General features: G+C 32.6%; 11 protein-coding genes. 9 read left to right on the forward strand and 2 right to left on the reverse strand.

What is annotated here, in order from left to right; genetic code table 11:
- Positions 1-421 precede the first annotated feature (421 nt).
- From galE to Q7P22_RS06055, 8 genes are all read left to right on the forward strand, one after another.
- On the forward strand, positions 422-1,432 hold the full coding sequence (galE, locus tag Q7P22_RS06020; RefSeq protein WP_303861962.1) for a UDP-glucose 4-epimerase GalE: 1,011 nt from the start codon (positions 422-424) through the stop codon (positions 1,430-1,432).
- A gap of 66 nt (positions 1,433-1,498) precedes the next feature.
- The gene (locus tag Q7P22_RS06025; RefSeq protein ID WP_303861937.1) at positions 1,499-2,464 is read left to right on the forward strand and encodes a glycosyltransferase family 2 protein; all 966 of its coding nucleotides are present in this window, start codon (positions 1,499-1,501) and stop codon (positions 2,462-2,464) included.
- A complete protein-coding gene (locus Q7P22_RS06030) occupies positions 2,454-5,537 on the forward strand; it encodes a GtrA family protein (RefSeq protein WP_303861939.1) in 3,084 nt (1,027 codons plus the stop codon). Before Q7P22_RS06025 ends, Q7P22_RS06030 begins: the two co-directional genes overlap by 11 nt.
- A 159-nt stretch (positions 5,538-5,696) precedes the next feature.
- On the forward strand, positions 5,697-6,095 hold the full coding sequence (gene tagD / locus Q7P22_RS06035) for a glycerol-3-phosphate cytidylyltransferase (protein ID WP_303861942.1): 399 nt from the start codon (positions 5,697-5,699) through the stop codon (positions 6,093-6,095).
- A 124-nt stretch (positions 6,096-6,219) separates the two neighbouring features.
- A complete protein-coding gene (locus Q7P22_RS06040; protein WP_303861944.1) occupies positions 6,220-8,451 on the forward strand; it encodes a CDP-glycerol glycerophosphotransferase family protein in 2,232 nt (743 codons plus the stop codon).
- A 2-nt stretch (positions 8,452-8,453) separates the two neighbouring features.
- Positions 8,454-9,689, forward strand: coding sequence for a CDP-glycerol glycerophosphotransferase family protein (locus Q7P22_RS06045; RefSeq protein ID WP_303861946.1), 1,236 nt, complete (start codon positions 8,454-8,456; stop codon positions 9,687-9,689).
- A 9-nt stretch (positions 9,690-9,698) separates the two neighbouring features.
- Positions 9,699-10,811 (forward strand): CDP-glycerol glycerophosphotransferase family protein, encoded by a 1,113-nt coding sequence (locus tag Q7P22_RS06050; RefSeq protein WP_303861948.1) that lies wholly within the window; start codon positions 9,699-9,701, stop codon positions 10,809-10,811.
- A gap of 85 nt (positions 10,812-10,896) precedes the next feature.
- A complete protein-coding gene (locus tag Q7P22_RS06055) occupies positions 10,897-12,663 on the forward strand; it encodes a polysaccharide biosynthesis protein (RefSeq protein WP_303861951.1) in 1,767 nt (588 codons plus the stop codon).
- Between the two features lie 15 nt (positions 12,664-12,678).
- Here the strand turns inward: Q7P22_RS06055 and Q7P22_RS06060 are convergent, their stop codons facing one another.
- A complete protein-coding gene (locus tag Q7P22_RS06060) occupies positions 12,679-13,578 on the reverse strand; it encodes a hypothetical protein (RefSeq protein ID WP_303861953.1) in 900 nt (299 codons plus the stop codon).
- 289 nt (positions 13,579-13,867) lie between these two features.
- Here Q7P22_RS06060 and Q7P22_RS06065 point away from each other — a divergent pair, with 289 nt between their 5' ends.
- Positions 13,868-14,437: a DNA-3-methyladenine glycosylase gene (locus tag Q7P22_RS06065; RefSeq protein WP_303861956.1), complete on the forward strand. Its 570-nt coding sequence runs from the start codon at positions 13,868-13,870 to the stop codon at positions 14,435-14,437.
- A gap of 185 nt (positions 14,438-14,622) precedes the next feature.
- Here the strand turns inward: Q7P22_RS06065 and Q7P22_RS06070 are convergent.
- On the reverse strand, positions 14,623-14,855 hold a 233-nt coding region (locus Q7P22_RS06070; protein WP_303861959.1), incomplete at its 5' end, for a peptidoglycan-binding domain-containing protein.

Here is a 14,855-nt window from a genome sequence, read left to right on the forward strand (position 1 = left end):
AACAACAAAAGCTCCTGATATTCCTAGTACAACTAATATAAATATAAATGTGAGGAATTTTCTTAGGAAACTTCCTTTTTTCTTTTTCTTTCGTTTTTTAGCCATATGTATTCTCCTTCAATAATAATTTTTACATGATTTTATAAAGCAATTTTTACTTGTGTAGATGAGTTGTGTGGCGAAAGATGTCGTTTAAACACTTATTTATTATAACATGATTTTCCTTAAGAGAATATTGAATTTGTAATGAGGATATAGAATTCCTGTAAAATAAAAATGATAAATATATGAAATATGTTAAAATGAATTAACTACATCATAAATAGCAAATAAATTGTGGTAAAATGTTTTTAGAAACATATTGAATAGTTTATCAGAGTATTTAATAAAGTGTATAAATTACAGATAGGTGGAGGCAGTAATTATGATCTTGGTTACAGGTGGTGCAGGGTATATAGGGAGTCATACCTGTGTTGAATTATTAAATGAGGGTTACGATATTGTGGTTGTGGACAACCTTTCTAATAGCAAGACAGAATCCCTTAAACGAGTGGAAGAATTGACAGGTAAGTCTATAAAATTTTACGAGGTAGATGTTTTAGATAAAGAAGGGCTTGAAAAGGTTTTTAGTGAAAATGATATAGAAGCTGTTATTCATTTTGCTGGATTGAAGGCTGTAGGAGAGTCTGTTCAGATCCCTCTAAAGTACTACCACAATAATATTACAAGTACTTTTATTCTTTGCGAAGTGATGGAGAAGCATAATGTGAAGAAATTGGTGTTTAGCTCTTCTGCTACGGTTTACGGTGTGCCTGAGAGTGTACCTATTTCAGAAGATTTTCCCCTTAGTACGACGAATCCGTATGGAAGTACGAAACTCATGATTGAACAGATTTTAAGAGATCTATATACTTCTGATAAAGAATGGAGTATTTCTCTTCTTCGCTATTTTAATCCTATAGGAGCTCATGAGAGTGGAAGAATAGGGGAAGATCCTAATGGAATACCGAATAATTTAATGCCTTTTATTACCCAAGTGGCTATAGGCAAGAGGGAAAAATTAAGCGTCTTTGGCAATGATTACGATACGCATGATGGAACTGGTGTCAGAGATTATATTCACGTAGTAGACTTAGCAAAAGGGCATCTAAAGGCTCTTCAAAAGATAAAAGACACTACTGGTATAGATGCTTTTAATTTAGGAACAGGCACAGGATACAGTGTGCTAGATATTGTAAAGAACTTTGAAAAGGCTAATAATATAAAAATCTCTTATGAAATTGCAGCAAGACGAGCTGGAGACATTGCTCAGTGCTATGCAGACCCTACAAAAGCGAAAGAGAAACTAGGCTGGATTGCAGAGAAGGGTATTGAGGATATGTGCAGAGATTCTTGGAATTGGCAACAAAATAATCCTCAGGGCTATGCGTGATTTTTCATGGCTCTTTCTTAAGAGGGTAATGTAATTTTTATAAATAGCTGAAAGGAACCAAAGAAAATGAAATTAAGTTTAATTATTCCTTGTTATAACGAAGAGGAATCCATCGAATTAATGTATAAAGAACTGACAGAAGTTGCCAAAGTATTAAAGGATTATACAATAGAATTTTTATTTATAGATGATGGTAGTAAAGACCGCACCTTACCCAAAATTGAAGCTCTTTCAAAAGAGGATGGGCGTGTCAAATATGTGTCCTTCTCTAGAAACTTTGGTAAAGAAGCTGCTATTTTAGCAGGGTTTAAATTATCTCAAGGAGATTATATTGGATTACTAGATGCAGATTTGCAGCATCCACCTAAAGAAATTATTCCCATGATTGCTTCATTAGAAGAGGGATACGATATAGCTGCTGCTAGACGGATTGACCGAAAGGGTGAAAAAAAGGCCTACAGTTGGTTTGCCAGAAAGTTTTATAAAATCATTAATTTTGTATCTCAGGTAGAGATTCAAGAAGGAGCCCAAGATTTTAGGGTTATGAAAAGAAAGGTTGCCCATGCCATTATTAATATGCCTGAGTACCATAGATTTTCTAAAGGTATATTTAGTTGGGTGGGATTTAAGACAAAATGGTTTGAGCATGAAAATGTAGAGCGAGTGGCTGGAATGACCAAGTGGTCTTTTTCGAAGTCTCTTCATTATGCAATAGATGGTATTGTATCTTTTTCAGCTATGCCCTTACATTTATCACTAATTGTAGGAACCATTATCTCTATGTCTGGTTTTGCATATGCCTTGTATATCGTACTAAGGACCTTACTATACGGTTCGGATTTGCCTGGTTTTCCAACATTGGTTTCCATATTACTTATTATGAGTGGCCTTATCTTATTGTCATTAGGCATTGTAGGGGAGTATATCGCCAAGATTTATACGGAAATCAAACATAGACCAGTTTATATTATTGATGAAACAAATATTATACCAGATAACTTTGAAGTAGATGGAGATGAAGATGTTAAATAAAATTTGGCTAAAAGTAAAGCCTTTGTTGGAAAAGGAATTTGTTCGTTTTTTACTTGTTGGAGGCATTAACACCCTTATAGGATACAGTGTTACCTTATTTTTGTTTTACCTATTAAAATTTGATTATAAGTTGTCTCAGGTATTAAATTTTATTATATGTTTTCCCATAGCCTATACCCTACAGGCAAAGTACGCTTTTCAAACAAAATGGTCTATGAAAAGATTACTTGTGTACCCTATATCTTCATTGCCAAATTTTATCCTACAATTTATTACATTGGTTTTATGTGTAGAAATGTTTAATATACCAGAATATATAGCTTATCTCATATCCTATATTGTTCCTATACCTATTATGTTTGTTGTTGTGAGATTTTTAGTGAAAGAAAAGGATAAAGACGAGGTAAAGGATATAAAAAAGTCATCTTATGCAGAGAGTTTTTTATCCTACTGCCTTATCTACAGTGTTTTCTTTTCGATTATCTTTTACTTTGGCTTTAAAGATTTTTTACTGGAAGGCAATGGGTCTTTGATTTGGTATTTTGATGGTGTCCTTCAGCACTTTCCATTTTTATACGATTTAAGTGAGTGGTTTAAATCATTAGCTACAAATTTATCTGATATTCCTATGTGGACTTGGGAAATGGGATTTGGTGCAGATATTGTTCAGTCCTACTCTTACTATACTTTAGGAGATCCTTTTAGCCTTTTAGCTGCAGCATTATTTCCACTTAATCAGGTGGAATTTGCTTATAATATAATGGCGATATTTAGAATTTATCTTGTAGGTATTAGTTTGCTTGCCTACTGTAAGTATAAAAATGTAAAACTCCTTCCTAGCCTTACAGGAAGCTTAATTATGGCCTTTTCTACCCATATTCTATTTTGGGGTATTCGCCATCCCTTTTTTACGAACGGTGCTATTTTATTGCCCCTACTATTTATAAGCATAGAAGAGATCTTTAAGAAAAAGAAACCTTATTTATTTATTCTTTTAATTGCCATTAGTGCAATGAATAATTTTTATTTCTTCTACATGAATTCCCTAGCTATTTTTATTTACGCTGTGGTTCGATTCTTTTTTTATGTGAAAGAAGATAGGGGAAAAGTTTTTTTGCAGCTCTTTTTAAAAGTAGTAGGATTTTATTTGCTGGGCTTATCTATTGCTGCCATTATATTTATACCATCTACCTATGGATTTTTAAATACCTTTCGAGCAGGTGGGGCTTCTCTGCCAATAGGGTTGTTTGATATAGACACCTATAAGGATACTTTTACTAGACTTATTAGTTTTGACTTTAAAAATGGAATTTCTCGAATTACGGTAGCTAGTATTGCCTTGCCTTGTATGTTGATTTTTCTCACATATAGGGATAAAAAGATTTTTTCCTATAAATTATTGCTAGGAGTTTTTTCTTTATTTTTATGTATTCCATTCATTTATTCTGTATTTAATGGTTTTAGCTCACCCAATAATCGATGGGTCTATATTTATTTGATTATTGTGTCCTTTGTTGTGGCCTACACCTTAAATCATAAAGACAAAATAACAAAAAGAGGATTTATTTTATCCATAGTTGGAAGCTTACTTTACTTTGCCCTCCTTCATACAAATTTTGATTTGATGAAAACAAGAGCTGTTTTATTGCCTATTGTATGTATTATTGCTTTCTATTGTATTCTCTATGTACATTATAGAGTCCGAGTAAAATCACATAGGGAATTGAAAGGTAATCATTGGGCAAATGTGCTAGTAGATGTAATCTTGCTTCTGATCGTTACCATAAACCTAATTAGCAATACAAAACTCTTAATGCTAGATCGTTACTATGGAAGTGAGTTTGGTGAACGCAATGCAGCACAAGAAGCATACTCAAAAGATCAAACAGCATCCTTTGCTAAAATACATGATGATGATTTTTATAGAGTAGATTATCACGATACTAGGAACAATCAATCCTTAATTCACAACTTTAAGGGTACTCATGTTTATAATTCTATTATTGATAAAGATGTTATTGAGCTTTTTGAATTTAATAATGTAAGAACCAACTTATCTTCCTCTGCATATATGGGATTAGATAATATTAGCTCACTAGAAGCTTTATTAGGTGTAAAGTACTATATATCTGAAAAAGAAGATTCGCCTTTTGTGCCTTATGGCTTTACACCTATTCATAAGGATGAAAAAGCCGTCATTTATGAAAATAAGCATCACCTAGCTCTAGGATTTGTTTACTATGATTATATAGCTAAAGATAAACTTAAAAGCTTATTTCCACTTGATCGCCTTTATGCAATGCTTGACGGAGTAGTACTTGAAGAAGCTGTAAAGGGTATAGATGAAAGTACCATACAAAGATATAGTGAAGCTATAGATTATGAGATACTAGATAAAGATGGTGTTAAAGTAAAAGATCATAAGTTTATTGTCTCAAAGAAAAACGGGAAAATGACCATAAGGGTAAAGAATACACAAAATAAAGAAGTTTATTTATCGATAGACAGGATTTTTTATAAAAATCCCAATAAAGATTTTAAGGTATCTGTAAAAGTAAAGGACATGAAGAAGACAATAGAAACAAGAAATGTACAAAGTCCCTATTATGTAGATAACCGTGACTATCTTTATCATATAGGCTATACAGATGAAGACTTTATGGATATTACATTAAGCTTTTCTTTAAAGGGAGAGTATGACTTTAAAGACTTGAATTTTTCTGCTATGCCTATGGAAAAGTATGAAGATCAAATAAATGAGCTAAAAAGAACTGTATTAGAAGATATAGAGTATGGCAATAATTTTGTGAAGGGAAATGTCCATTTAGAAGACAAGGGGATTTTATATTTGTCTATCCCTTATACACCTGGATGGGAAGCCTATGATAATGGCAAGAAAATTTCTACTTTTAAGGCCAATACTGCTTTTACAGGTCTATTGCTAGAAGAGGGAAGCCATGAAATTTATTTACAATACAAAACACCACTATTAACCCCATCTATTTTTATTAGTGTAGCTGGAGCGTGTGTATTCGCTTATCTTATTTACTACAATAGAAAGAAAAAAGCCTAAGAAAGTTAAGAAGTGTAGAAGAATTTAGGATAGAGGAATAAATATGCAGAATTTGTCGAGTATGGACAATTAGTCTTTGTAATGGTATAATACCATATGTCAAAAAATTAAGAATATGGTAATGAATAAATGAAAATAAAATAACTTTAGGTGATATATATGAAACGAGTCATAACGTATGGAACTTTTGATTTATTGCATGTAGGGCACATTAATCTTTTAAGAAGAGCAAAAGAATTAGGGGATTATTTAATTGTTGCAATATCAGATGATGAATTTAATGCCATGAAGGGCAAAGAAGCCTACTATACTTTTGAAGCAAGAAAAACAATTTTAGAAGCAATACGATATGTAGACTTAGTGATTCCTGAAAAAAACTGGGAACAAAAGACTCAAGATGTTCAAAAATACGAGATAGATGTTTTTGTCATGGGTGATGATTGGACAGGTAAATTTGATTTTGTAAAAGAGTATTGCGATGTAGTCTATTTGCCACGAACGGAAGGGATTTCCACTACAAAAATCAAAGACGATTTAAAAGATGAACTAAATAAATAAAAATATAGGGATGCATTTTTGCATCTCATTTTTTTGAATAGGGAAGTCCTACTTTATTAAGCTTTATCCCTAGCTAGGAATTATTCATTTTACTATGGGGAAATAAAAGGAGATTATATTACTTATGAAAAGTAGAGAGTTACAAGATTTTGATAAGGCTACTTTGCAAACAAAGTTTCAATTATCAAGTATTATCTTTGATCAAACAAATGGCAATATTGCAGAGTTTATTAGTAAAAAATCTGTCATTAAAGAGACAACTGGTTTACACGTAGATGATCAAGAAATAGATACATATTCTCTTGTTCACGATTTATATTATGAACAAAACAAGTATTCTGATGAATGTATTTCTTTTATAAAAGAATACATCAATCATTTATCCTACGAGACTTTTATCAAAGACAATGATTTAAAGCGTGAGGACTTACTGTTAAAATCACAAGAACAAGCTCTTTTTAATGAGAGTCTATTAAATGGTGCCAGCTATGAAATAACTTCTGATAAAATTATTATTTCTTTAAAAAAAGACCTTTCATTAGAGAAAGCTTCTATCTTATTATTTGCTAGAGGCGAATCTTTACTCTATGAGGTAGAACTAGTAGGTCATAAGATACTATGTGATTTGCTATTGTGTCTTAGTACAACAAAGTACAAGCTCTTTTTAGTAAGCAACAGTCAAATTTATGACTTTCACTATGATGATCCTGAGATTCTATCCTTGCGTCCGTTTAGCATAAGCAATAGAAGGGTTTTTCAGCTTTCATACGAAAATAAAGGCTTGTATGTATCGTCAAATCGACTAAAAAGTTGTGTTAGCATTGATGATGTTACCGTAGAAGAGGATAAAATGACCCTTCTTGCAAAAATAAATGAAGAAGTTAGCCCCAATGAGTGCTCTGTCATTTTTAAGGGTAGGAAAAACAACAAAGTGCAAAAGATAGAGGCTCAGATACTAGAGGGGGGATTTATTCAAGCCCAGGTACCTGTTGAGGAGTTTCTAGATGAGCGATTTACAGACATTTATGTACAAATGGAATTTGAAACTACTGAAATACTGTGTGTCTTATCGAAGAAGGAGTCTTATTTTGAAAAAAAGTCTACTATTCTTGGGAAAGATGTTAATATTCAGACTACAAAAGCAGGAAAAATTGTTCTTGAAGTGATTAAAGAGAAATCTTGGATTACTAAAAGAATCAATAGCATTCGATATAACTTAATAAGATTGATGATTAAAAAGCTAAAAAGAAATAAGAAAAAAATTGTTTTTGAAAGTTTTGGTGGAAGGCAATATAGTGATCACCCTAGAGCCATATACGAGTATATTCTTAAAAATTATCCTCATATGAAAGGTGTATGGAGTATAGAAAGAGATGCTGTTAAAACTTTTAAAGAAAATAAAGTTCCCTATATAAAAAGATTTTCCTTAAAATGGTTTTATAAGATGGTCACATCTAAATACTGGGTGTCTAATACGAGATTTCCTCTTTGGGTAGAAAAACCTAAAGATACGGTTTATCTACAAACATGGCATGGAACGCCTCTAAAAAGATTAGGCATAGATATTGCTGAAGTCCATATGCCAAGTACAAATACATTTAATTATAATCGAAACTTTTATCGGGAATCTAGAAATTGGGACTATCTCGTGTCACCAAATCCCTTCTGTACCAATATTTTTTCACGAGCATTTAGCATAGCAAGTGAGAAAATTCTAGAAAGTGGTTCACCTAGAAATGACTTTTTAGTGCAGAATAAGGATAATATGGATACAATCAATGAAATAAAGAAAAAATACAATATTCCACTAGACAAAAAGGTGATATTATATGCCCCAACTTGGCGAGATGATCAGTATTTTGAAAAATCTAAATACAAGTTTACAAATCCTATAGATTTAGATAAGCTAAAGAATACCTTTTCTGATGAGTACGTGATCATTTTTAGAATGCATTATTTAGTTGCAGATAGCATTGATTTAACTGGATATGAAGGCTTTGCCTACAGTATTCCAACAGGAGATATTGCCCACTTGTATCTCATATCCGACGTGCTCATTACAGATTACTCTTCTGTTTATTTTGACTATGCTGTATTAAAAAGACCAATGATATTTTTTATGTACGATCTTGAAGATTATAGGGACCGACTACGTGGTTTTTATCTAGATGTGGAGACAAGCATGCCTGGACCTATTGTCCAAACAAATGATCAATTGATCTATGAATTGAAAAATGTACGTGGAACAGACCAACGATTAGAAAAATTTATAGAATCATTTTGTAAGCTAGAAGATGGAAATGCAACGAAAAGAATCTGTGATTTCATCTTTAAAGATAATGAAACAGGTGATTAATCATGGAAAAATTAAAGCATGTAATAGCAAAAAATAAAATTTTACGTAAGATTGCTATTACCCTTCTGAAGGTTTTTCGCAGCCTTACCTATAATATTCTCTTTAGAATATTGCCGGTCAATGACAAGTTGATTTTGTTTTGTAGCCATAAAGGTCAGGGTTTTTCATGCAATCCTAAGGCATTGTACAATGAAATGAAATATGATGAGAGATATAAGGACTTTACATTCGTATGGGCATTCAATAATCTAAAGGACAATCATATTGATGGAGCTATAAACGTAAAATATAACAGCGTACACTATTTTTACTATTTAGCTATTTCTAAGTACTGGTTCTTTAATGCAAAAATGCCTGTTTACTATAGGAAGAAAAGCAAGCAAGTATATTTGCAAACTTGGCATGGTACGCCTCTTAAGAGGTTGGCTGCAGATATAGAGCCAGGGGATGCTACCACTTTTTATCGAAGTGAAATGAGTTGGAGCGATATGGTAAAAAGCTATATGAAAGATTCTCAAAAGTATGATTATATGATCTCAGCTAATGGGTTTTCATCTCAAGTTTTTACGAGTGCCTTTCGTTTGCAGTCTGGTGTTATTATTGAGACGGGATACCCAAGAAATGATATTTTAGTAAATAGAAGCGAAGAATATGTAGAAGAATTAAAAGACCAGTATAATATAGCAAAGAATAAAAAAGTGATTTTATATGCGCCTACGTGGAGAGATAATACATATGACACAAAGGGCTATATTTTTGAGCTGAAGGTAGATTTTAATAAGTGGCGTGAAGCACTAGGTGATGAATACGTGGTCGTTTATAAACCTCATTATCTTATATACAATACAAAGAACAAAGAGTTGCCGGCAGATTTTGTTTATGATGCAAGTCATTGTCAGGACATCAACGATTTATACCTTATGAGCGATATCATGGTGACAGATTATTCTAGTGTGTTTTTTGATTATGGTGTCTTAAGACGACCTGTCTTATTTTATATGTACGATTTAGAAGAATACCGAGATCAATTGAGGGGATTTTATCTAGATATTTATAAAGACTTGCCAGGTCCCATACTAGAAAAAGAAGAAGAGTTATTAGATCAGATTATTGGTATTGATCAGGTTCAGGAAGAGTATGCTAATCGGATGAATACATTTTACCAGAATTATTGTCAGTGGAATGATGGGAAATCGAGTAAAAAGGTATTAGATATTATATTTAGACAAGATAAATGAGGTTAAGATATGGAAAAGATAATAGCTTTATTGGTAGTGAAACTAGCTTCTTTACTTACCCGTTTCATTCCAATAAATAAAAAGAAGATCGTCTTTATTTCTTATTTTGAGACACATCTTACGGGAAATTTTAAATTAATAAGTGATGAATTAAAAAAAAGGAATAAAGGCTATAAAATAGTCCATCTCATTCGAAAGTTTGATAATACCCTCTTTGGAAAATTCATATACTTACTAAATTTTATCATGCAAACATATCATATTAATACCTCCTCTGTGGTTTTATTAGATGGGAACAATTTTCCTGTATGCAATATAAAAAAGAAAGAGGATACGAAAATCATTCAAATCTGGCATGCTTGTGGAGCAATAAAGAAATTTGGTTCTGATATTAGCAGAAGATTTAAAATTAGAAACTACGATTATGTATATGTTGCAGGCGAAGAATTTCAAAAGACTTTCTCGACAGCCTTTAATATGGAGAAGGATAAAATCTTAAAACTTGGCGTAGCAAAGACAGATATACTATACAATAAAGATACGATGAAAAAATACCGTCAACAAATGTACAAAAGATACCCGCAAATAAAGGGGAAAAAGGTCTTGTTATACGCCCCTACTTTTAGGGGAGACGGGGTTTTTGATAAGAAATACGTTCAATTGGACTTGCCTTATATCTACCGAGAGCTAGAGGAAGACTATGTTTTATTGTACAAGATGCACCCCTTTTTACACGATATTAGTTTGGGACACGAAAATAACGAAAGCATTATCAATGTGAATCATTTAGATATATATGAGCTATTTTCCGTAAGCGATATTTTAGTGTCGGATTATTCGGCAGTAATATTTGATTTTTCAATATTAGAAAAACCAATTATATTTTACGCACCAGACTTAGAAGAATACAAAGCCAAAAGAGGATTGTACTACGACTATGAAGAACTAGCGCCAAGCCCCATTTGCTATACGAAAGAAGACATGGTTCGAGTGATTACAAACGAAGAGTACCACGCAGAAAAGGTAAGGCAAATGAAAGAGCGGTTTTTTGATTATCAAGATGGTCAGTCAACAGAGCGGGTTGTAAATGAGATCGAAAGGGTACTGCAAAGTAGTCAATAAAACTTTTTCTTTTAGACAAATTCCTGACTTTTTTTTACATTGGACATGTTATGATATACAAAAACAGGAAGAAGTTGGGGTACAAATGAAGAAAGGTTCACGAAAAAATTTTATATTTATGTCTTTGTTAGAAATTATATCCTTAGCTATTTCTTTTTCTTTCAGTCTCATCTTAGTGGATATATGGTATGTAGGCAATTTAATGCAGTTTTTATACGGGGCGCTTGCCGTAGTTTTGATGTCCAAGCTGTCTGTAATTTTGATTTTCTTTAAAATCTATGCTCAAAGTAAACAGCTCAATAAAATTCTTGCTATTGTTGCTATTTATAATCTTTTTAGCTTTATCTGCTTGTACTTGATAAATGTTGAATGTTTATATGAAATTTGCACCATTAATTTATTAGTGGACGTGCTATTTATTGGGATAAATAGAACCCTAGAAAGAAAAGCTCAAGAGAAGCGTGATGCAGCAAGGGTCTCTGTCATGTCGCCAAATAAAAGGAAAGCTCTTTCAAATTTAGGTAAAAAAGAAATAAGTTATCATACACCGACGCCTCTAATTATTGTGAAAGATTTAAAGATGAAGGAACTTAAACAAATAAAAAACTTTGCTCCTAATGGTATCATATTAAATATTAGCCTTCAGGATGAAGATTTAGTTTATATAGATGATTTGCAAGATAAGATTAATGAGATTGCATTTGACTCTATTGTGGTCTACACTAAGAATTTTTATAGACTAGAATTTTTAGATATTTTTGAAATAACTAAAGACATTCCCTTTTCAATAGAGTTATTAGATGAAAACTATTTACTTACTGAATTAACGAATATAGAAGATATTATAAAGTTCTTCCCATTAAATATAGAAAGCAGCGGAAACTTTACAGATGAAAATGTGCTACTCCTTTATACAGGAGATATATGTGAGGGATTATGCGAGCAAATAATAGAAAAAGGTGCAAAAGGCATTACCGTAGTAGACTATGAAGCAAATCTATTGCATTTACACGAAAGGTATATGGACCATAATGAAATTGTCTTGATCTCTGCAGAACCAGAAGGTGTAGTAGAACAAGAAGTATTTGAAGGGCATCAACGAATTGTTTATGGTTTGCCTATTGACGATATCGAAAAATGTGAGAATGATATTAAATCGTGTATTGAACGAAATATTGTTTACACCAAGAAAATTCTACAAAGTATACCCGAGTCTGTTAAGACCTTTACATTTGTATCTTCGTCTTTAGCAGAAAAACCAAAATCGATCATGGGTAATTGCTATGGAAATGTAGAGTCTTTAGTTCGGTCGAGAGATAAATATATGGAGACTTGTTATCACGTTGTCCGATTGCCCAATTTTTTAAAGAGGGACAATCCTTTTATAAGAGAATTACGGCAATATCCCTTTAATAAAGTAGTCGAGGCTAATCCCAAGGATATTTTTATCCATTTGTATGATAAAGAAGAAGCGGTTAGGATTTTATTGAGTTGTATACAAAAGAAGGAGTCGGTGGCGGTCTATCTAGGTCATCAGATATTTTTACCCAATTTTATAAGCGAAATGAACTACAGAGGGCTACTGGAAGAAAAAATTCATGTGACATTTACAAAAGGAGCTTATCCACTCAAATTGTACATGGATCATCAAGCTTTAGGGTACATATCTTCTGATAGGCTAGATTCCTATGTATATGAATTGCCGGAAGTGAAGGTAGACTATTATTTAGCTTTAAAAGTTGTGGATATAATAGAAGCAAAACTCCAAATGGGTTTATTAGAAGAATGTAGGAAGTATTTAAAACAACTTACTGATGAAAAGTTGTATATATATAGTGCGTATAGTTCTTAGAGGAGTAGGTTATACCTACTCCTCTAAAGCTCGTTCGACCATAGCTCGAATTTGAGCCAGATCTCCTTTTTTAATGATGATTTCAGAATATTTGTCCTTCAGTTTTACCTCGTCATCACCCAGTTCAGGTGAATCGAATAGGACATGATAAAGTTGCTTGTCGTATTCTCTCTGTCTTTGTTCAAGTATCCTTATTTGTTTGTCTATGTAGAGTTCTTTTTCTTCTAAGGTTTTTATTTGCCTTAAGATTCCTTCGGAAATTTGTTCTAAATTTTGAAATACTGAATCATTCTCTTGTGTATTGAAAGCTCCGTTTTCGTTGTATTCCTTATTAGAGTGAGAAATGGAAGCACTTTTTTGAAGGGCTTCTGCTATTTCTTGTTGTTTTTTTGATAAATCTAATTCTTTATCTTTAATCATTGTTTCAAGAAAAGATAATTCTTCTTCTTTGTCGATAATTTTATTTTTTAGAGATTCTAAGTCTTGCTTCATGCCCATGAATTGATTGATGTCGTTGATTTCTTCATCTTTTTGTCTATTTGATGATATTTTGTTTATCACTGCAATCAAGATGAAAATTAGCACAAAATCTATTGCAGCATTTACTCCATAAGGTATATAGGATTCGATAGAGAAACCAAGATAAAAAATCAATAGTAAAATAGCTGCTATATTACTTGCTAGGATGCCTAGTATTGTGCGTATATAACTGTAACGCTGTTTTTTAGTGAATATAAATAGGGATAAAACCAATACTTTGATTCCTATTAAATAATACATATTTGAGCTTATTTGAGTTATATATGTAGAATTTAATAGAACGAGCTGGTTTATAATAGAGCTGCTAAAATAAGAAAGAGAGATCATCAATCCACTAAAAAACCATAATAACAATAATTTCCAAAATGTTTTCATCAAACACCTCCGTATGCATAAAAGCATTTTTATTATACCATAAATTGATAGGTAGTTATTAGTCTAATTATATTTTTGATGAGTCGCTTGAGCGGTTGGATGGGAGAAGAAGGATTCCTACGAATAAACTAGTAAAACTGCGTGTTACTTTTATACACAAATGTACGATATCTCACCTATAGGCAAGCTTGATTTGTGCTTGTAGGATTTTTAAAATAAATTCCTGTGTTTAGAGTGTACAATAAGGGTAAGATAATATGTATAATACACAAGAATAGGGCGGTAGTGGATGAAATTAGATAGATCTTTTTATACTAGAGATACATTAGAAGTGGCGCAGAATCTTTTAGGGAAGGTTCTTGTTTGTAGTGATATTAAAGTGAGAATAAGAGAAGTAGAAGCTTATATTGGGGCGATAGACAAGGCGGCTCATTGCTATGGACAACGGCGTACTAAAAGGACTGAGGTCATGTTTTATGAGGGGGGGCATGTGTATGTGTACATGATTTATGGCATGTACTATTGCCTGAATATTGTGACAGGGAATGCTGACGAAGGGTCGGGGGTTTTGTTGAGAGGTGTAGAACCTGTAGAAAATATAGATGCGATGTTTGTCAATCGGTACGGAATTTCCCGGGAAATTGCCAGTAAGTATCAAATTAAGAATTTATGTAATGGACCAGGAAAGCTTACTAAAGCTTTAAATATTACAAAAGAAGATAATGGAAGATCGCTTTTAGGGGCGGATTTGTATTTAGAAGATGATGACTTTGTTGTAAAAGAAATTCAAAAGGGGAAGAGAATCAATATTGATTATGCAGAGGAAGCTGTAGACTTTGAGTGGAGATTTTTTTATTAAGGTGGTAAGCAAAAACCAAATCGTCTTTAGACGAAAAAATATAGGGTTTTATAGATCGGATGGTTGGACGAAAAACCAACCTTGCCTTTGGGAGAGCTAATGTAGGGAACGGTGCCTTCACCGTTCCGATCTCTTTAAATAACTGTAATAGCTTGGACTAGGTGCTTTCAGCCTTCTACTTTCAGTTATTTAAATTTCACTTGTTGATCTAATGGTTTTTTCATGGATTTTAGGGTTTTGGTGTCTAGGTAGCCTGTTATTTCAAGGTCGTTTTTTTCTTGATAGATTTTGATAGCATCTACACTAATGGAGCCTAGTTGGCCATCTGGATTTCCTTGTAAATATCCTAAACTAATTAATACATCTTGATACTCCATGATGGCTTTTCCTCTTTTGCCAGCCAAGTATTCAAGGGCTT

Origin of the sequence: Alkalibaculum bacchi (assembly GCF_937875145.1) — a bacterium.
GTDB classification, from domain to species: Bacteria; Bacillota; Clostridia; order Eubacteriales; family Alkalibacteraceae; genus Alkalibaculum; species Alkalibaculum bacchi_A.

Coding starts and splice junctions, on each gene's coding strand:
- Q7P22_RS06030 (WP_303861939.1), top strand. CDS start 2,454: ATGTTAAATAAAATTTGGCTAAAAGTAAAGCCTTTGTTGGAAAAGGAA.
- Q7P22_RS06060 (WP_303861953.1), bottom strand. CDS start 13,578: ATGAAAACATTTTGGAAATTATTGTTATTATGGTTTTTTAGTGGATTG.
- Q7P22_RS06055 (WP_303861951.1), top strand. CDS start 10,897: ATGAAGAAAGGTTCACGAAAAAATTTTATATTTATGTCTTTGTTAGAA.
- tagD (WP_303861942.1), top strand. CDS start 5,697: ATGAAACGAGTCATAACGTATGGAACTTTTGATTTATTGCATGTAGGG.
- Q7P22_RS06045 (WP_303861946.1), top strand. CDS start 8,454: ATGGAAAAATTAAAGCATGTAATAGCAAAAAATAAAATTTTACGTAAG.
- Q7P22_RS06025 (WP_303861937.1), top strand. CDS start 1,499: ATGAAATTAAGTTTAATTATTCCTTGTTATAACGAAGAGGAATCCATC.
- Q7P22_RS06050 (WP_303861948.1), top strand. CDS start 9,699: ATGGAAAAGATAATAGCTTTATTGGTAGTGAAACTAGCTTCTTTACTT.
- Q7P22_RS06065 (WP_303861956.1), top strand. CDS start 13,868: ATGAAATTAGATAGATCTTTTTATACTAGAGATACATTAGAAGTGGCG.
- Q7P22_RS06040 (WP_303861944.1), top strand. CDS start 6,220: ATGAAAAGTAGAGAGTTACAAGATTTTGATAAGGCTACTTTGCAAACA.